Here is a 17,428-nt window from a genome sequence, read left to right as displayed (position 1 = left end):
TGGACCGCAGATCTTAGATCTGCGGTTTTACCTCTTCTTCCTTGTCCGCCGGTTCGGCAGGCTCGGCGTCGGTGACAACAACCACCGGCTCTTCGCTCGGCACTTCGGCTACCGCTTCGGCCGGGGCGACTTCGCTCGGCGCTTCCATCGCTGGAGCGGCTTCCACTACCGGAGCAGCCTCTTCGACTACCGGAGCAGCCTCGACCACGGCAGGGGCCTCGATTGGGGCGACTTCCACTTGCGGCGCGGCAGCGGCTTCGGCAGCCAGGCGCTCAGCCTCGCGCTGACGGCGGCGTACTTCACGCGGATCGTTCGGTGCGCGACCGCCCGTGCTCTGCGCAGCGGCTGCCGGAGCGGCCTCTACGGGAGCGGGAGCAGCTTCGGCAGCAACGGCCGGAGCCTCGACAACCGGCGCGATCGGAGCTTGTTCCACCGGAGCGGCTTCCACTGCCGGCTCGGCAACGATGGCCGGGGCAGGGGCGGGCTCTTCGATCGCGGTGGCGATCTCGGCTGACGCTTGCTCGGCTGCCGGAGCCTGTTCCGGCTGGGCCAGGGCTTGCCCGGCGGCCACGGTCACGGCAGCGGCGACAGCCACGGCAGCGCTTTCGGCTGCGGTGGTGGTAGCACCTTCGGTGCCGGCCTCGGCAGCTTCCGCATTCTCCTCGGCGTCATCGGCGATCGGGTTGCCGTCGGCATCACGCAGGCGCTCGCGGCGGTTGCTGCGGCGACGCTGACCGCGGGAGCGACGACGCGGACGATCGCCGCCTTCACCGCCGTCCTGATCGTCTTCGGCCTGCTCGCCGTTCAGCAGCACTTCTTCTTCTTCGCTGGCTACTTCGGCCTGCTCGGCGCGCGGTTGACGCTCTTCACGCGGCGGACGCGGCTGGCGTTCTTCGCGCGGCTTGCGCTCGGCACGTTGCTCCTGCTGCTCTTCACCGCCGGTGGCGGCTGCGGCGTCCAGCGGCTCGCGCAGCTCGCGACGGCGCTCTTCGCGCGGCTCGCGGGCTTCACGTGGCTGGCGCTCGCGGCGATTTTCCTGGCCTTCACGCGGCTCACGAGCCTCGCGTGGTTGACGCTCCTCGCGGGGCTGTCGTTCTTCACGGGCTTCACGCGGCTGGCGCTCTTCGCGCGGCTCACGGGCTTCGCGAGGCTGACGCTCTTCACGCGGCTTGCGCTCTTCGCGTTCGCCACGTTCGCCACGTTCGCCACGCTCACCGCGCTCGCGGCTGCCACGACCGTCGCGACGGTTCTGCTGGCGACCGTTGCGGCGCTCGTCACCACGCGGCTTGCGCTCGGCGGGCTTGGCTTCGGCGACCGGCTGCTGCTCTTCTTCCTTACCGGCGAACAGGCTGACCAGACCCTTGACCAGGCCCTTGAACAGGCTCGGCTGCGGAGTTGGGGCGACCGGTGCCAGCGGGGCGGCCGGAGTCGGCGCGGCCGGGCGCGGTGGGGTGGTCTTCAGCGCGGCTTCCTGACGGACCAGGGTGCGGGTGGCGCTGACCGGTTGGGCGTCTTCGACTTCTGCGGCAGCCATCTCGTAGCTGGATTGGCCGCTCATCACTTCCGGGCTGTCGTCGCGCAGGCGCTGGACTTCGAAGTGCGGGGTTTCCAGATGGTCGTTCGGCAGGATCACGATGCGCGCACGGGTGCGCAGCTCGATCTTGGTGATGCTGTTGCGCTTCTCGTTGAGCAGGAAGGCGGCAACCGGGATCGGCACCTGGGCGCGAACCTCGGCGGTGCGGTCCTTCAGGGCCTCTTCCTCGATCAGGCGCAGGATGGCCAGCGACAGGGACTCGACGTCGCGGATGATGCCTTGGCCGTTGCAGCGCGGGCAGACGATGCCGCTGGTCTCGCCCAAGGACGGACGCAGGCGCTGGCGGGACATTTCCAGCAGGCCGAAGCGCGAGATGCGGCCGACCTGGACGCGGGCGCGGTCGGCTTCGAGGCACTCGCGCACGCGGTCTTCGACGGCGCGCTGGTTCTTGGCCGGGGTCATGTCGATGAAGTCGATGACGATCAGGCCGCCGATGTCGCGCAGACGCAACTGGCGGGCGATTTCCTCGGCCGCTTCCAGGTTGGTCTGCAGGGCGGTTTCTTCGATGTCGCCGCCTTTGGTCGCACGCGCCGAGTTGATGTCGATGGACACCAGGGCTTCGGTCGGGTCGATGACGATGGAACCGCCGGACGGCAGCTTCACTTCGCGCTGGAAGGCGGTCTCGATCTGGCTCTCGATCTGGAAGCGGTTGAACAGCGGCACGCTGTCTTCGTACAGCTTGATCTTGCTGGCGTACTGCGGCATGACCTGCTGGATGAAGGCGAGGGCTTCTTCCTGGGCTTCGATGCTGTCCACCAACACTTCGCCGATGTCCTGGCGCAGGTAGTCGCGGATGGCGCGGATGATGACGTTGGATTCCTGGTAGATCAGGAATGGCGCGGCGCGGCCCTGGGAGGCTTCCTTGATCGCGGTCCACAGCTGGATCAGGTAGTCCAGGTCGAGCTGCAGTTCGTCGCTGGAACGGCCGAGGCCGGCGGTGCGTACGATCAGGCCCATGTCACCCGGGGCGTTGAGGCCGTTCAGCGCTTCACGCAGTTCATTGCGCTCTTCGCCTTCGATGCGGCGGGAGATGCCACCGGCGCGCGGGTTGTTGGGCATCAGGACCAGATAGCGGCCGGCGAGGCTGATGAAGGTGGTCAGGGCGGCGCCCTTGTTGCCACGCTCTTCCTTCTCGACCTGGACGATGACTTCCTGGCCTTCTTTCAGTACTTCCTTGATGTTGACGCGGCCGCCTTCGGGCGACTTGCTGAAGTACTCGCGGGAGATTTCCTTGAGGGGCAGGAAGCCATGGCGCTCGGCGCCGAAATCGACGAAGGCCGCCTCGAGGCTGGGCTCGACGCGGGTGATGCGGCCCTTGTAGATGTTGGCTTTCTTCTGCTCACGGGCGCCGGATTCGATATCCAGGTCGTAGAGCTTCTGGCCATCTACCAGAGCGACACGCAACTCTTCGGGCTGAGTTGCGTTGATCAGCATTCTTTTCATGTTGTACCAATGGTTTCCGGGGCTGCCGGAAACGGCGTTTGGCACACACGACTCTCACGGTCGGTGTCAGGGTGCGTCGCCGGTGTGGTCGTAAATCACTCCGGTGTCCAGCGGTCAGGCCAACGGGGCCGGGCCGCGACAACGCTCCTGTTGCTGTGGTGACAGAAGCACTCAGTCAGGGGAGGAATCAGCCGGTCGGTGCGGACGAATGTGAAGCGTCTGGGTAATGCCTGTAGCTACGCTGTCCGACGGTTGTGCATCTCCACCCTACACGTATCGCTGAAATCGGGTGCCGCTCGCTGAATCCGTAGCGGGTTTGCATTACCGCAGGCTGGGCCTGCGCGTCTGTCGAGCCTGGTCGCGACTTCAATGCGCTCAAGGCTCTTGTGGCTCAAGGCTTTGTTTCCGGAAAAAATCGCGCTCTGTGCGGCGAGATTCCCGTCGGACGGCCTCACGTCCTGAAAGGGTTGCGCTCGGCAGGGGATGGTAGGTTGTCGATCATCCGCTGACCGGGCCGCTTTTGGCGGCGTTCGCGACTATAGCAGCAATGATTAAGTGCTTCAATTCCATAAAAAATTGTTATGATTCCCAGCATGACTACTGACAATTCTCCAACCTCCGGCGTCCAGCTGCTTGAGGTTGCGCCGGAGCATGCCGGCCAGCGTATCGATAATTTTTTGCTTGCCCGCCTCAAGGGCGTGCCGAAAACCCTCATCTATCGCATCCTGCGCAAGGGTGAGGTGCGGGTGAACAAGGGTAGGATCAAGCCCGAATACAAGCTGCAGGCCGGCGACATCGTGCGGGTGCCGCCGCTGCGTCTGGCCGAGCGTGACGAGCCGGCGCCGTTAGCGCAGAGCCTGTTGGAGCGCCTGGAGGCGGCCATCGTCTACGAGGACAAGGCGCTGATCGTGCTGAACAAGCCGGCCGGCATCGCCGTGCATGGCGGCAGCGGCCTGAACTATGGGGTGATCGAGGCGTTCCGCCAGCTGCGCCCGGACGCCAAGGATATCGAGCTGGTCCATCGCCTGGATCGTGACACTTCCGGCCTGCTGATGATTGCCAAGAAGCGCAGCATGCTGCGCCACCTGCACGAGGCCCTGCGCGGCGATGGCGTGGACAAGCGCTATATGGCTCTGGTGCGCGGTAGCTGGCCGACCTCGAAGAAAAAGGTCAGTGCGCCTCTGCTGAAGAACAATTTGCGCTCGGGCGAGCGTATGGTCGAGGTTAACCCCGAAGGTAAGGAGGCGCTCACCGAATTTCGCGTGCTGCGTCGTTTCGGCGAGTTCGCCACTCTGGTCGAAGCTAGTCCGATCACCGGGCGTACCCATCAGATTCGCGTGCATGCCAAGCATGCCGGGCATTGCATTGCCGGCGACTCCAAGTACGGCGAAGACGAGTTCACGCGCGAAGTGCGTGAGCTGGGCGGCAAGCGGCTGTTTCTGCATGCCTATCAGCTGAAGATCGAACTGCCGGACGGCCAGCGCCTGGAGTTGGAGGCGGCGGTCGATGATATGTGGGGTGCGACCCTGGAGCGCCTCGGTGTCTGACTCCCGGTCGTCCAGCTATCAGCTGCTGATCTTCGACTGGGATGGCACGCTGGTCGATTCCATCGGGCGTATCGTCGAATCCATGCATCGCGCCGCCGATTCCTGTGGACTGCCGCAACTCAGTGATGAGGCGGTCAAGGGCATCATCGGTCTGGGTCTGCCAGAGGCGATCCAGACGCTTTACCCCGAGCTGGGCGAGGCGGCGCTGGTCGAGCGCTTCCGTGTTGGCTATGGCGAGCATTACATGGCCCTGGAAAACGAGCCCTCGGCACTGTTTCCCGGGGTTGAGGAGTCGCTGCAGGCGTTCCGCGAGCAGGGCTATCAGCTGGCCGTGGCTACCGGCAAGAGCCGCCGGGGCTTGCACCGTATCCTGGAGGGCCGTGGCTGGCTGGAGTATTTCGATGTCACGCGCTGCGCCGACGAAACGGCAAGCAAGCCGCATCCGCGCATGCTCCATGAGATCCTGGCCCATTGCGCCGTAGCGCCTGAAAGAGCGTTGATGGTGGGTGACTCGGTCTTCGACCTGCAGATGGCGCGCAATGCCGGTGTCGATTCGGTTGCCGTAGGCTTTGGGGCGCAGCCGCTGGAGAGCCTGCTCGGCCATGGGCCGCGGCTGGCGATCAATGAGTTTCCCGAATTGCGTGCCTGGCTGGAAGGGCGCGCACCCGTTAGGACTGTCGAGGTAGGCGAGTATGTCGGATGAGTGGAAAGCGTCGACCACCGCTGGTGGTGACGAGAAGGCTTGGAAGCTGCTGGAAAAGACTCTGCAGGCCGGAGTGGTGGAGCAGCGTCGTGCTAGGCGCTGGGGCATCTTCTTCAAGCTGCTGGCATTCGTTTACCTGTTCGGTGCGCTGGCGCTGTTCGCGCCGGGCCTGAAGCTGGACAAGACAGCATCCTCGGCCGAGCACCACACGGCGCTGATCGAGGTGCGCGGCATGATCATGGCCGACGAGGAGGCCAGTGCCGACAATATCGTTAGCAGCCTACGCGCGGCCTTCGAGGACAAGAAGACCAAGGGCATCGTCCTGCGCATCAATAGTCCGGGCGGCAGTCCTGTGCAGTCCGGCTATATCTACGACGAGATCAAGCGCCTGCGTGGCGAGCACCCGGACACTAAGGTCTACGCGGTGATCAGCGATCTGGGTGCCTCCGGCGCCTATTACATCGCCAGTGCTGCCGATCAGATCTACGCCGACAAGGCCAGCCTGGTGGGTTCCATCGGTGTCACCGCGGCCACCTTCGGCTTCGTCGGGGTAATGGAAAAGGTCGGCGTCGATCGCCGCGTCTACACCTCGGGCGAGCACAAGGCCTTCCTTGACCCGTTCCAGCCGCCGAAAGCGGAAGAAACCCGCTTCTGGCAGAGCGTGCTGGAAACTACCCATAAGCAGTTCATCGGCAGCGTGAAGAAGGGGCGCGGCGAGCGGCTCAAGGTCGATCAGCATCCGGAGCTGTTCTCCGGTCTGATCTGGTCTGGTGAGCAGGCGCTGGAGTTGGGGCTGGTCGATGCGTTGGGCAGTAGCAGCTATGTGGCGCGCGAAGTGATCGGCGCCAAGGATATCGTCGACTTCACTCGCGAAGAGAATCCCTTCGATCGCTTCACCAAGAAGCTCGGCACCAGCGTGGCCGAGCGCCTGGCGCTGTGGATGGGCTTCCAGGGGCCGACTCTGCGCTGAGTTCTGCTGAAGGTGAGCAGGTCCGACCTTGGTCGGGCCTCTTCCTTTATATAGGAGTCAGGGAATGGCGACGCCTTGCCTGTCCAGCATCTGTACCAGGCGAATCAAGGGTAGGCCGATGAGGCTGGTGCCGTCTTCGCCCTCGGTGGCGCGGAACAGGCTGACGCCCAGGCCTTCGGCCTTGAAGCTGCCGGCACAGTCGTAGGGCTGCTCGGCCTCCAGGTAGCGGGTGATCTGTTCCTCGCTCAAATGGCGGAAGTGCACGGTGAAGGGTACGGCGTCCACCTGGCATTCGCCGGTGGAGCTGTCGAGCAGGGCCAGGCCGGTGAGAAAGGTCACGCTGCGGCCGCTGGCTGCCAGCAACTGGCTGCGGGCGCGGCTGAAGTCATGGGGTTTGCCGAGGATCTGTCGGTCGAGCACGGCAACCTGGTCCGAGCCGATGATCAAATGTGCGGGATGCAGTTCGCTCAGGGCCCTTGCCTTGGCTTCGGACAGTCGGCGTACCAGTGCTTCCGCGTTTTCTCCGGGGTGTGCCGTTTCGTCTGTGGCCGGCGAGGCCCAGGTGAAGGGCTGACGCAGGCGGGTCAGCAGCTCGCGGCGATAGGACGAGCTAGAGGCAAGTACCAGCGGCAGCATGATCGATCTCCTGAACGGGATTGCGACAGTCGGGCGCGATTCTAGCGGTCGTGGTGGCCGACGGACAGGGCGGAAAATCCTTTGACAGGGGTGGGGTGCATCCATAGAATACCGCGCCTATGTCGAATGGGCCGATTCCACCTCACGTTGATCCGCGCAAACTCGCCGATCGCGCTGCCACCCTGGAAGGGGAGGTGCCGCTGGCCAGTTTCGAGCGACTGTGCGACTCGCTGGAAGATAATTCCGGTAAGGTGCGCGCGAAGCTGGTCTTCGAACGTGGCGAGCGTCGAGCTGTGAGTATTCACAGTGAGCTCGAGGTTGAGGTCAAGATGGTTTGCCAGCGTTGTCTGGAACTGGTCGCTCTGCCGATCCGCAGCGAGTGTCATTACGCGGTGGTGAAGGAAGGTGCGGATACCCAGTCGCTGCCCAAGGGCTATGACGTGCTGGAAGTGGGTGAAGATCCATTGGATCTGCTGACGCTGGTCGAAGATGAGCTGTTGCTCGCTCTGCCCATCGTTCCAGCCCATGCCCCTGAGGATTGCCAGCAGCCGGCCGGTGCCAACGAGCCCGAGTCGAGCGAGGACGAGGTATCGCGGTCCAACCCGTTCAGTGTTTTGGCGCAGTTAAAGCGTGACCCAAACGTTTAGGAGTTATTGAGTTATGGCTGTTCAGCAGAACAAAAAATCCCGCTCTGCCCGCGACATGCGTCGTTCCCACGATGCCCTCGAGGCCAACGCCCTGTCCGTCGAGAAGAGCACCGGTGAAGTTCACCTGCGTCACCACGTATCGCCGGAAGGTGTCTACCGTGGCCGTAAAGTGATCGACAAGGGCGCCGACGAGTAATCCTTGTCCGCTCCGATCGCTATCGATGCAATGGGTGGGGACTTCGGTCCCCATCGCATTGTTCCAGCCTGCGTCGCCAGTCTGGCTGAATTCCCCTCGCTACACCTGGTCCTTGTCGGCCAAGCCTCCGTCCTCGAAGAATTGATCGCTCGTCATCCGGGTGTAGATCGCGCACGCCTGCAGGTCGAGCATGCCAGTGAAGTGATCGGCATGGATGAACGTCCCACCCATGCCCTGCGCGGCAAGCCCGATGCTTCCATGCGTGTGATGCTGGAGCTGGTGCGCAGTGGTCGGGCCAAGGCCTGCGTCAGTGCCGGCAATACCGGCGCGCTGATGGCGCTTTCTCTTTATGTGCTCAAACCGCTGCCGGGTATCGATCGGCCGGCGATGGTCACGGCCGTGCCGACGGCCAAGGGTGTCTGCCATCTGCTCGACCTGGGTGCCAATGTCGACTGCAGCGCCGAGCAGCTCTATCAGTTCGCCGTGATGGGGGCGGTGGTCGCCGAAGCGCAGGGCATGCAGCGCCCGCGAGTGGCGCTGCTCAATGTGGGCACCGAGAACATCAAGGGCAATCAACAGGTCAAGCTGGCCGCCAGTCTGCTGCAGCAGGCGGACGGGCTGAATTACATCGGCTTCGTCGAGGGTGATGGCCTGTATCGCGGTGAGGCCGACGTGGTGGTGTGCGACGGCTTCGTCGGCAACATCTTGCTCAAGTCCAGCGAGGGCCTGGTGTCGATGATCTCTGATCGCATCGAGGCGCTGTTCAACGAAGGTTTCGTTTCCAAGCTGGCCGGCGCCGTGGCCATGCCCTTGCTCAAGCGCCTGCGTGGCGAGCTGGCGCCGGCACGGCACAACGGCGCGAGTTTTCTCGGCCTGCAGGGCATCGTGGTGAAGAGCCATGGCTCGGCGACTGTGGAGGGCTTCCAGAGCGCCATTCGTCGGGCCGTGATCGAGGTGCGCGAGAGCCTGCCGCAGCGCCTGCACGGTCGTCTCGAGGACCTGCTGCTCTGACAGGCGGCAGGTCGATGTGTCTTGCCGCTGCGCAGCCCCGTCTCCTGAACTCCTGGTGTTCGCCGCTCTCCAAGGCTGAACGCTGCGGAGCCGGCCTGTGACCGCCGCCGCGGCCGCTCCATCCAATCTTCTCGACTCGGCATTGCCGTGTCGTCTCCTCCGACTAGATAAGGGAAAGTTTCGATGTCTGCCTCCCTCGCATTTGTCTTCCCTGGCCAGGGCTCGCAATCGCTCGGCATGCTCGCCGAACTCGGTGCCCAACAGACACTGGTGCGCGACACCTTTGGCGAAGCCTCCGAGGCGCTCGGCTACGACCTCTGGGCGCTGACCCAGCAAGGCCCGGAAGAGCGTCTGAACGAAACCGACAAGACTCAGCCGGCCATTCTCACTGCCTCCATCGCCCTGTGGCGCCTGTGGCAGGCCGAGGGCGGTGCGCGTCCGGCCTTCGTCGCCGGCCACAGCCTGGGTGAATATTCCGCGTTGGTCGCGGCAGGCGCCATCGGCTTCCGTGATGCGGTCAAGCTGGTCGAATTGCGTGGTCAGTTGATGCAGCAGGCCGTGCCGGCCGGACAGGGCGGCATGGCCGCTATCCTCGGTCTGGAAGATGCCGATGTCCTGGCCGCCTGCGCCGAAGCGGCGCAGGGCGAAGTGGTCAGCGCCGTCAACTTCAACGCCCCGGGCCAGGTGGTGATCGCCGGTGCCGCGGCTGCCGTCGAGCGTGCCATCGAGGCCTGCAAGGCTCGTGGCGCCAAGCGCGCCATGCCGCTGCCGGTCAGCGTGCCGTCGCACTGTGAGTTGATGCGTCCGGCTGCCGAGAAGTTCGCCGATGCGGTCAACGGCCTGGCCTGGCAGGCGCCGCAGATTCCGCTGGTGCAGAATGTCAGCGCCGCCGTGCCGGCCGATCTCGACGTGCTCAAGCGCGACCTGCTGGCCCAGCTGTACAGCCCGGTGCGCTGGGTGGAAAGCGTGACCTACCTGGCAGCGCAAGGCGTCTCCGAGCTGGTCGAATGTGGCCCCGGCAAAGTGCTGGCGGGTCTCAACAAGCGTTGCGTCAAAGGTATCAATACCCACAATCTGGAAACCCCGGACGCCTTCGCCGCCGTGCGTGCGGCGCTGGTCTGAGTACAAGGAGAGCATCATGAGTCTGCAAGGCAAGGTTGCGTTGGTTACCGGCGCCAGCCGCGGTATCGGCCAGGCCATCGCGTTCGAGCTGGGGCGCCAGGGCGCTACCGTGATCGGCACCGCCACCAGCGAGGCGGGTGCTGCCCGTATCGGTGAGGCGCTCAAGGAACAGGGCCTGCTGGGCGCCGGCATGCTGCTGGACGTTTCCAGCGATGAGTCGGTGAATGCCGTGCTGGAGCAGATCCAGAAGGATTTCGGCGCCGTTGCCATTCTGGTCAACAACGCCGGCATCACCCGCGACAACCTGATGCTGCGGATGAAGGACGAGGAGTGGTTCGACGTCATCAACACCAACCTCAACAGCCTGTTCCGCCTGTCCAAGGCCGTGCTGCGCGGGATGACCAAGGCGCGCTGGGGGCGCATCATCAGCATTGGTTCGGTGGTAGGCGCCATGGGTAACGCCGGGCAGGTCAATTACGCGGCTGCCAAGGCCGGTCTGGAAGGTTTCAGCCGAGCCCTCGCCCGTGAAGTAGGTTCGCGCTCGATCACCGTCAACTCGGTGGCGCCCGGTTTCATCGATACCGACATGACCCGCGAACTGCCGGAGGCCCAGCGCGAGGCGCTGCTGACCCAGATTCCGCTGGGCCGTCTGGGCCAGGCCGAGGAGATCGCCAAGGTGGTCGGTTTCCTCGCCTCCGACGGCGCAGCCTACGTCACCGGTGCTACCGTTCCGGTGAATGGCGGCATGTACATGAGCTGAATGTGACTCGGACCTTCGGGAAACTGTCATAAAAGCCGTCTAAAGTCCGTTACAAAAGTGCAACCGGCGGAAGACGGCAGTTCGGAAGGGGCCGGGGTTCCGGCTTGAAACTTAGAAAACCCTTTCTATACACTGCAGCCCAGCTGCACGGAATTTTTCCACTAGGAGTGAAAACTAGACATGAGCACCATCGAAGAACGCGTCAAGAAAATCGTCGCCGAGCAACTGGGCGTTAAAGAAGATGAAGTGACCAACAGCGCTTCCTTCGTAGAAGACCTGGGTGCCGACTCCCTTGACACCGTTGAGCTGGTGATGGCTCTGGAAGAGGAATTCGAGACCGAAATCCCGGACGAGCAGGCTGAGAAGATCACCACCGTTCAGGAAGCCATCGATTACGTTACCGCGCACGCCTAAGCGCCCGTAATCGCCGGTTTTCGGCCCAGGAAAAGCCGCACTGCCCTACAAGGCGTGCGGTTTTTCTTTATCGGGCCAGCAAGTTTCAACGAGAAAAGAGGATTGTGCAGTGTCGCGTAGACGCGTCGTGGTTACCGGTATGGGCATGTTGTCGCCGCTGGGCACTGATGTTGCCAGCAGCTGGCAGGGCATCCTGGCCGGTCGCAGTGGGATCAGCCTGATCGAGCATATGGATCTGACGGCCTTCTCTACCCGTTTTGGCGGCTCAGTGAAGGGCTTCAATGTCGAGGAATATCTGTCAGCCAAGGAAGCGCGCAAGCTCGACCTGTTCATCCAGTACGGTCTGGCGGCCAGCTTCCAGGCAATGCGCGACTCCGGTCTGGAAGTTACCGACGCCAACCGTGAGCGCATCGGCGTGGCCATGGGTTCCGGTATCGGCGGCCTGACCAACATCGAGAACAACTGCAAATCCCTGTTCGAGCAGGGGCCGCGGCGCATGTCGCCGTTCTTCGTGCCCGGCTCGATCATCAACATGATTTCCGGTTTCCTGTCGATCCATCTGGGTCTGCAGGGGCCGAACTACGCCATCGCCACCGCCTGCACCACCGGCACCCATTGCATCGGCATGGCCGCGCGCAACATCGCTTATGGCGAGGCCGATGTGATGGTCGCCGGCGGCGCCGAGATGGCCACTTGCGGCCTGGGTATGGGCGGCTTCGGCGCGGCACGCGCGCTGTCCACCCGCAACGATGATCCGAGCAAGGCCAGCCGTCCGTGGGACAAGGGCCGAGATGGCTTCGTGCTGTCCGACGGCGCCGGTGCCCTGGTGCTGGAAGAGCTGGAACACGCGAAGGCGCGTGGCGCGACCATCTACGCCGAGCTGGTCGGCTTCGGCATGAGCGGCGACGCCTACCACATGACCTCGCCGCCTGAAGACGGTGCCGGTGCTGCGCGCTGCATGAGCAACGCCCTGCGCGATGCCGGTCTGAACCTGGATCAGGTGCAGTACATCAATGCCCACGGCACCTCCACCTCGGCCGGCGACAAGGCCGAGGCGAGTGCGGTGAAATCGGTGTTCGGTGAGCATGCGCACAAGCTGTCGGTCAGCTCCACCAAGTCAATGATCGGCCACCTGCTGGGCGCCGCCGGCGCGGTGGAGGCGATCTTCAGCGTGCTGGCCCTGCGCGACCAAGTGGCGCCGCCGACCATCAACCTGGATGAGCCGGACGAAGGCTGCGACCTCGACTTCGTCGCCCACCAGGCCAAGCCGCTGGCGATCGACGCAGTGTTGTCCAACTCCTTCGGCTTCGGCGGCACCAACGGTTCGCTGGTGTTCCGTCGCTTCAACGGCTGATGCTGAGCTGGGTCGATGGCCGCGCGGCCACGGATCTGCCGCTGAGCGACCGTGGCCTGGCCTATGGCGACGGCCTGTTCGAGACCATCGCCGTGCGTGGCAGCCGCGCCAGGCTGCTGTCGCGCCATCTGGCGCGCCTGGGTGAGGGCGCGCAGCGCCTGTCCATCGATCTCGACCTGCCCTCGTTGGAAGCCGAGTTGTCGGCCTTCTTTGCCGCGCTGGGCGAGGGTATCGCCAAGCTGATGGTCACCCGTGGCGACGGCTTGCGTGGCTACGCCCCGCCACAGCCTTCCAGCCCGCGCCGCATTCTGCTCGGAAACCCGCTGCCCAGCTATCCGGCGAGCAATGCCGAGCAAGGCGTACGCCTGTTTCCCTGCATCACGCGCCTGGCCGAGCAGCCCTTGCTGGCCGGGCTCAAGCACCTCAATCGCCTGGAACAGGTGCTGGCCCGTGGCGAGTGGCAGGATGCCGTCTTCGCCGAAGGCCTGATGCGTGATGTGTCGGGACGGGTGATCGAGGGCGTGTTCAGTAACCTGTTCCTGATCAAGGATGGCGTGCTGCTGACTGCCGAACTGTCGCGCTGCGGGGTGGCGGGTGTGATGCGCGCCGAAGTGCTGGAGCAGGCCGCGTGTCAGGGCATCCCTTGCGAGGTGCGCGATATCGCCTTCGACGAGCTGCTGGCGGCCGACGAGGTATTCGTTTGCAACAGCCTCTACGGCATCTGGCCGGTACGCGAACTGGCGGCCAGTGTCTGGCCGGCCGGCCCGCTCACCCGTAAACTGCAGGCCCTTATCCGCAGTCTTCTGGATTCCTGATTCGTGATTCGCAAGTTGATGCTGTTGCTGGTCACCGGCCTGGCGTTGCTCGTGCTGGCCTTGGCTCTGGCCGGCTGGCGCCTGCACAGTGCGCTGAACCAGCCGCTCAAGCTGGAGAGCGAGCGCCTGATCGAAGTGGTGCCCGGCGATACTCCCGGAGGTTTGCTCAATCGCCTGGAAGGCGAGGGCGTGCTGGACGGCGCCTTCTGGTTGCGCCTGTACTGGCGCTTCAACCTGCCGAATCAGGCGCTGCACAGCGGTGAATATCGCCTGAGCCCGCAGCAGAGCGTGCGCGATCTGCTCGGCCTGTGGCGTCGGGGTGAGGTGGTGCAGTACAGCCTGACCCTGGTCGAGGGCTGGAGCTTCCGCCAGGTGCGCGCCGCGCTCACGCGCCAGGAGGCGCTGCAGCAGAGCCTGGCCGGGCTCGACGACAGGGCGCTGATGGAGCGGCTGGGCCTGCCCGGCGTGAGCCCCGAGGGGCGCTTCTTCCCCGACACCTATCGCTACGTGCGTGGAATGAGTGACCTCGATCTGCTCAAGCAGGCCCGTGCCCGCCTGGACCAGGTGCTGGACGAGGAGTGGAGCAAGCGTGCCCAGGGCCTGCCGTATCGCAAGCCCTATGACGCGCTGGTGATGGCCTCGATGGTGGAGAAGGAAACCGGAGTGGCCGAGGAGCGCGGGCAGATCGCCGGAGTGTTCGTCCGCCGCCTGCGCAGCGGCATGCGCTTGCAGACCGACCCGACCGTGATCTTCGGCCTGGGCGAGCTGTACAACGGCAACCTGACCCGCGCCCACCTGCTGCAGCCGACCCCCTACAACACCTACATGATCGACGGCATGCCGCCGACGCCTATCGCCCTGGCTGGCCGCGAGGCGATCCATGCCGCGCTCAACCCGGTGCCGGGCAAGAGCCTGTACTTCGTCGCCCGTGGCGACGGCAGCCATGTATTCTCGGAAACCCTGGAGCAGCACAATCGTGCCGTGCGCGAGTACCAGCTCAAGCGCCGCAACGATTACCGCTCCAGCCCCGCGCCCAGATAAGGAAACCCCGTGAGCGGTCTGTTCATCACCCTGGAAGGCCCGGAAGGGGCCGGCAAGAGCACCAACCGCGAGTACCTCGCCGAGCGTCTGCGCGAGCATGGCATCGAGGTGGTCCTGAGCCGCGAGCCCGGCGGCACACCGCTGGCCGAGCGCATCCGCGAACTGCTGCTGGATCCCAGCGACGAGAAGATGGACAGCGATACCGAGCTGCTGCTGGTGTTCGCTGCCCGCGCCCAGCACCTGGCACGGGTCATCTGTCCGGCACTGGCGCGCGGCGCCGTGGTGCTCTGCGATCGCTTCACCGATGCCACCTATGCCTACCAGGGCGGCGGTCGCGGCCTGGGCGATGGGCGCATCGCCGAGTTGGAGCGTTTCGTCCAGGGCGAGCTGCGCCCGCACCTGACGCTGGTGTTCGACCTACCGGTGGAGATCGGCCTGTCCCGTGCCGCCGCCCGTGGCCGGCTGGATCGTTTCGAGCAGGAGGGCCTGGACTTCTTCGAGGCCGTGCGGCAGACCTACCTGCAGCGCGCCAATGCTGCGCCAGCGCGTTACCGCGTGCTGGATGCCGCGCAGTCGCTGGAGGCGGTGCAAAGCTCCATCGACAAGTTGCTGCCGGAAATCCTGGAGCGCTGCCGTGGCTGAAGCCTACCCCTGGCAGGCGCAGCTCTGGCAGCAGCTGGCGAACCGCCCGCAGCATGCTCACGCCTACCTGCTGCATGGCCCCGCCGGCATCGGCAAGCGTGACCTGGCCGAGCGCCTGATGGCGCGCCTGCTGTGCCAGCGACCGAATGGTGCCGATGCCTGCGGCCAGTGCAAGGCCTGCCACCTGCTGGCCGCCGGAACCCATCCGGACGTGTTCGTGCTGGAGCCGGAAGAGGCGGACAAGGCGATCAAGGTCGACCAGGTGCGCGAGCTGGTCAGCTTCGTGGTGCAGACCGCACAGCTCGGCGGGCGCAAGGTGGTGCTGCTGGAGCCGGTGGAGGCGATGAATCTCAACTCCGCCAACGCCCTGCTCAAGAGCCTCGAGGAACCCTCGGGCAACACCGTGCTGTTGCTGGTCAGCCATCAGCCCAGCCGCCTGCTGCCGACCGTGAAGAGCCGCTGCGTGCAGCAGGCCTGCCCGCTGCCGAGCCAGGCCGAAAGCCTGACCTGGCTGGCCCAGGCCCTGCCGGACTGCAGCGACGAGCAGCGCCGCGAATTGCTGACCCTGGCCGGCGGCTCGCCTCTGATGGCGCGCCGCCTGCAAGGGCAGGGCGTGCTGGAGCAGCGGGCTCTGGTGGTAGAAGGCGTGAAGAAATTGCTCAAGCAGCAGGCCAGCCCCACCCAACTGGCCGAGGCCTGGAAGAGCCTGCCGATGACCATGCTGTTCGACTGGTTCTGCGACTGGGCGCAGTTGATGCTGCGCTACCAGTTGAGCCGCGACGAGGAGGGCCTGGGTCTGGCCGACATGCGCAAGGTCGTGCAGTACCTGGCGGACAAGACTCCCCAGCACAAGCTGCTGGCCATGCAGGATTGGCTGCTGCAGCAGCGCCAGAAGGTACTTGGCAAGGCCAACCTGAACGGTGCTCTGCTTCTCGAAGCCCTGTTGGTGCAGTGGGCAAGCCTGCCCGGGCCGGGCTAGAATCGAAAAATTGGATAAAGTTGCCAGGAATAGTGCATGAGCTTGCCACCGAACCTAGGACCGCGTAACGGGATCCTGTCCCTGACCATCAAGGACAAGTCCGTGCTGTACGCCGCCTACATGCCCTTCATTCGCAACGGCGGGCTGTTCATCCCGACCGCCAAGAGCTACAAGCTGGGCGACGAGGTGTTCATGCTGCTCAACCTGATGGACGAGCCGGAGAAGATTCCGGTAGCCGGCAAGGTGGTGTGGATCACCCCGAAGGGCGCCCAGGGCAACCGCGCCGCCGGCGTCGGCGTGCAGTTCAACGATGGCGACAACACCGCCCGCAACAAGATCGAGACTTACCTGGCCGGTGCCCTTAAGTCGGATCGCCCGACCCACACCATGTAAGTCGAGTGATCGAGCTTCAAGGCAGAGGCGCCCGGAATGGGCGCTTCGTCATTTCAGAGACAGAGAAATCCCATGCTGGTTGATTCCCACTGCCACCTCGACCGCCTCGACCTGGCGGCCCACGATGGTTCCCTCGATGCGGCGCTGGACGCAGCCCGTGCCCGCGGCGTGCAGCACTTCCTGTGCATCGGCGTCAGCGCCGCCAATGCCGGGGCGGTCAAGGCCCTGGCCGAGCGTTACGCCGATGTCGACTGCTCGGTGGGCGTGCACCCGTTGGACCTGGAGAAGGGCGAGGCACCGGCGCTGGACTGGCTACTGGGCGAGCTGAACCATCCCAATGTGGTGGCCATCGGCGAGACGGGGCTGGACTACCACTACGAACCCGAAGCGGCCGAATTGCAGCGGCAGTCCTTCAACCTGCATCTCGAGGCGGCGACGATCACCGGCAAGCCGGTGATCGTGCATACCCGCGAGGCGCGTGCCGACACCCTGGCATTGCTGCGCGAGGCGGCATTACCCCAGGCCGGCGTATTGCACTGCTTCACGGAAGACTGGGAGATGGCCAAGGCGGCCTTGGATATCGGCTTCTATATCTCGCTGTCCGGCATCGTCACCTTCCGCAATGCCGATGCCCTGCGCGAAGTGGCGCGCAAGGTGCCTGCTGATCGCCTGCTGGTGGAGACCGACTCGCCCTACCTGGCGCCGATTCCCCATCGCGGCAAGCCCAATCTGCCGCAGTACGTGCGCGAAGTGGCGGAGTTCCTGGCCATGGTGCGTGGCGAGTCGTTCGAGGCCCTGGCCGAGCAGACTACCGCCAACTTCAAGCGCCTGTTCCCCCTGGCGCGCGTGGCCTGACACGATCTGCTGCGCGTCGGCCTGGCGTTGTTGGCAAACGGCTCGGGTGCTCATTTACTGAATGTAAACTCCGCGCCCTCGGCCCTCGGCCCTCTGCCGCCTAGCCGGGCTCTAGCTCGCGAGATCGTGAAAAATTGCAGACAAAAAAAACCCGGGTTCTGGGGGATGAATCCGGGTCAAGACCATTAGGAGTAAAACAAAGGTACGCGATCCACGGTACCTCGACTGGCGGGACACTTGGGGGGAGATGTCGCACACCAGTAGTTCCAGTATTAGCCAGGATTCCCCATCGTCCAGATTGGTCGC

At 64.6% G+C, this 17,428-nt stretch carries 18 protein-coding genes; 16 read left to right on the top strand and 2 right to left on the bottom strand.

Annotated elements, in window-relative coordinates; genetic code table 11:
* Nucleotides 1-13: 13 nt before the first annotated feature.
* Nucleotides 14-3,037 carry a ribonuclease E gene (gene rne / locus IB232_RS04260; RefSeq protein WP_192397319.1) on the bottom strand — a complete coding sequence of 1,008 codons (3,024 nt, stop codon included), beginning with the start codon at nucleotides 3,035-3,037 and terminating at the stop codon, nucleotides 14-16.
* A 593-nt stretch (nucleotides 3,038-3,630) separates the two neighbouring features.
* On the opposite strand from rne, the gene rluC reads away from it, so the two are divergent.
* The 3 genes from rluC to sppA are packed head-to-tail and all read left to right on the top strand — an operon-like array spanning nucleotide 3,631 to nucleotide 6,257.
* Entirely contained in the window at nucleotides 3,631-4,584 is a 954-nt protein-coding gene (rluC, locus tag IB232_RS04255; RefSeq protein WP_192397318.1) for a 23S rRNA pseudouridine(955/2504/2580) synthase RluC, read from the top strand.
* Nucleotides 4,577-5,287, top strand: coding sequence for an HAD-IA family hydrolase (locus IB232_RS04250; RefSeq protein ID WP_318652231.1), 711 nt, complete (start codon nucleotides 4,577-4,579; stop codon nucleotides 5,285-5,287). The genes rluC and IB232_RS04250 overlap by 8 nt, the downstream gene beginning before the upstream one ends.
* Nucleotides 5,277-6,257, top strand: coding sequence for a signal peptide peptidase SppA (gene sppA / locus IB232_RS04245; protein WP_192397316.1), 981 nt, complete (start codon nucleotides 5,277-5,279; stop codon nucleotides 6,255-6,257). Before IB232_RS04250 ends, sppA begins: the two co-directional genes overlap by 11 nt.
* Nucleotides 6,258-6,314: 57 nt before the next feature.
* Here sppA and IB232_RS04240 read toward each other — a convergent pair whose 3' ends face one another.
* Nucleotides 6,315-6,893, bottom strand: coding sequence for a Maf family protein (locus IB232_RS04240; RefSeq protein ID WP_192397315.1), 579 nt, complete (start codon nucleotides 6,891-6,893; stop codon nucleotides 6,315-6,317).
* A 119-nt stretch (nucleotides 6,894-7,012) separates the two neighbouring features.
* Between IB232_RS04240 and IB232_RS04235 the strand changes: the two genes are divergently transcribed.
* The 13 genes from IB232_RS04235 to IB232_RS04175 all read left to right on the top strand — a co-directional run bounded on the left by IB232_RS04235 (nucleotide 7,013) and on the right by IB232_RS04175 (nucleotide 17,122).
* Nucleotides 7,013-7,540 carry a YceD family protein gene (locus tag IB232_RS04235; protein ID WP_192397314.1) on the top strand — a complete coding sequence of 176 codons (528 nt, stop codon included), beginning with the start codon at nucleotides 7,013-7,015 and terminating at the stop codon, nucleotides 7,538-7,540.
* 13 nt (nucleotides 7,541-7,553) lie between these two features.
* Nucleotides 7,554-7,736: a 50S ribosomal protein L32 gene (gene rpmF, locus IB232_RS04230; protein WP_013791824.1), complete on the top strand. Its 183-nt coding sequence runs from the start codon at nucleotides 7,554-7,556 to the stop codon at nucleotides 7,734-7,736.
* Nucleotides 7,737-7,739: 3 nt separating this feature from the next.
* Entirely contained in the window at nucleotides 7,740-8,747 is a 1,008-nt protein-coding gene (plsX, locus tag IB232_RS04225; protein WP_263863921.1) for a phosphate acyltransferase PlsX, read from the top strand.
* Nucleotides 8,748-8,930: 183 nt separating this feature from the next.
* Nucleotides 8,931-9,869 carry an ACP S-malonyltransferase gene (fabD, locus tag IB232_RS04220; protein ID WP_192397313.1) on the top strand — a complete coding sequence of 313 codons (939 nt, stop codon included), beginning with the start codon at nucleotides 8,931-8,933 and terminating at the stop codon, nucleotides 9,867-9,869.
* 16 nt (nucleotides 9,870-9,885) lie between these two features.
* Nucleotides 9,886-10,629, top strand: coding sequence for a 3-oxoacyl-ACP reductase FabG (gene fabG / locus IB232_RS04215; protein WP_192397312.1), 744 nt, complete (start codon nucleotides 9,886-9,888; stop codon nucleotides 10,627-10,629).
* Nucleotides 10,630-10,809: 180 nt separating this feature from the next.
* The gene (gene acpP / locus IB232_RS04210; RefSeq protein WP_068826648.1) at nucleotides 10,810-11,043 is read left to right on the top strand and encodes an acyl carrier protein; all 234 of its coding nucleotides are present in this window, start codon (nucleotides 10,810-10,812) and stop codon (nucleotides 11,041-11,043) included.
* Between the two features lie 109 nt (nucleotides 11,044-11,152).
* On the top strand, nucleotides 11,153-12,397 hold the full coding sequence (gene fabF / locus IB232_RS04205; RefSeq protein ID WP_192397311.1) for a beta-ketoacyl-ACP synthase II: 1,245 nt from the start codon (nucleotides 11,153-11,155) through the stop codon (nucleotides 12,395-12,397).
* Complete coding sequence (gene pabC / locus IB232_RS04200) at nucleotides 12,397-13,212, top strand: aminodeoxychorismate lyase (RefSeq protein WP_192397310.1); 816 nt, start codon at nucleotides 12,397-12,399, stop codon at nucleotides 13,210-13,212. Before fabF ends, pabC begins: the two co-directional genes overlap by 1 nt.
* A 3-nt stretch (nucleotides 13,213-13,215) precedes the next feature.
* Nucleotides 13,216-14,253 (top strand): endolytic transglycosylase MltG, encoded by a 1,038-nt coding sequence (gene mltG, locus IB232_RS04195; RefSeq protein ID WP_192397309.1) that lies wholly within the window; start codon nucleotides 13,216-13,218, stop codon nucleotides 14,251-14,253.
* A 9-nt stretch (nucleotides 14,254-14,262) separates the two neighbouring features.
* Nucleotides 14,263-14,895, top strand: a complete 633-nt coding sequence (gene tmk, locus IB232_RS04190; RefSeq protein ID WP_192397308.1) for a dTMP kinase — start codon at nucleotides 14,263-14,265, stop codon at nucleotides 14,893-14,895.
* Entirely contained in the window at nucleotides 14,888-15,874 is a 987-nt protein-coding gene (locus IB232_RS04185) for a DNA polymerase III subunit delta' (protein ID WP_192397307.1), read from the top strand. Before tmk ends, IB232_RS04185 begins: the two co-directional genes overlap by 8 nt.
* 36 nt (nucleotides 15,875-15,910) lie before the next feature.
* Entirely contained in the window at nucleotides 15,911-16,267 is a 357-nt protein-coding gene (locus IB232_RS04180; RefSeq protein WP_043310025.1) for a PilZ domain-containing protein, read from the top strand.
* A gap of 72 nt (nucleotides 16,268-16,339) precedes the next feature.
* Nucleotides 16,340-17,122, top strand: a complete 783-nt coding sequence (locus IB232_RS04175; protein ID WP_192397306.1) for a TatD family hydrolase — start codon at nucleotides 16,340-16,342, stop codon at nucleotides 17,120-17,122.
* The last annotated feature ends 306 nt before the right edge of the window (nucleotides 17,123-17,428 follow it).

It is taken from the genome of Pseudomonas sp. PDM15 (assembly GCF_014851565.1).
Lineage (GTDB): Bacteria > Pseudomonadota > Gammaproteobacteria > Pseudomonadales > Pseudomonadaceae > Aquipseudomonas.
Note: the sequence above shows the minus strand (reverse complement) of the source record. Positions and strands in the feature narration are given on the sequence as shown.

What these genes read in the sequence shown, in the direction of transcription:
- fabG (WP_192397312.1), top strand. Translation starts at nt 9,886, where the DNA reads ATGAGTCTGCAAGGCAAGGTTGCGTTGGTTACCGGCGCCAGCCGCGGT.
- rpmF (WP_013791824.1), top strand. Translation starts at nt 7,554, where the DNA reads ATGGCTGTTCAGCAGAACAAAAAATCCCGCTCTGCCCGCGACATGCGT.
- IB232_RS04180 (WP_043310025.1), top strand. Translation starts at nt 15,911, where the DNA reads ATGAGCTTGCCACCGAACCTAGGACCGCGTAACGGGATCCTGTCCCTG.
- sppA (WP_192397316.1), top strand. Translation starts at nt 5,277, where the DNA reads ATGTCGGATGAGTGGAAAGCGTCGACCACCGCTGGTGGTGACGAGAAG.
- IB232_RS04240 (WP_192397315.1), bottom strand. Translation starts at nt 6,893, where the DNA reads ATGCTGCCGCTGGTACTTGCCTCTAGCTCGTCCTATCGCCGCGAGCTG.
- rne (WP_192397319.1), bottom strand. Translation starts at nt 3,037, where the DNA reads ATGAAAAGAATGCTGATCAACGCAACTCAGCCCGAAGAGTTGCGTGTC.
- IB232_RS04235 (WP_192397314.1), top strand. Translation starts at nt 7,013, where the DNA reads ATGTCGAATGGGCCGATTCCACCTCACGTTGATCCGCGCAAACTCGCC.
- pabC (WP_192397310.1), top strand. Translation starts at nt 12,397, where the DNA reads ATGCTGAGCTGGGTCGATGGCCGCGCGGCCACGGATCTGCCGCTGAGC.
- acpP (WP_068826648.1), top strand. Translation starts at nt 10,810, where the DNA reads ATGAGCACCATCGAAGAACGCGTCAAGAAAATCGTCGCCGAGCAACTG.
- rluC (WP_192397318.1), top strand. Translation starts at nt 3,631, where the DNA reads ATGACTACTGACAATTCTCCAACCTCCGGCGTCCAGCTGCTTGAGGTT.
- fabD (WP_192397313.1), top strand. Translation starts at nt 8,931, where the DNA reads ATGTCTGCCTCCCTCGCATTTGTCTTCCCTGGCCAGGGCTCGCAATCG.
- IB232_RS04175 (WP_192397306.1), top strand. Translation starts at nt 16,340, where the DNA reads ATGCTGGTTGATTCCCACTGCCACCTCGACCGCCTCGACCTGGCGGCC.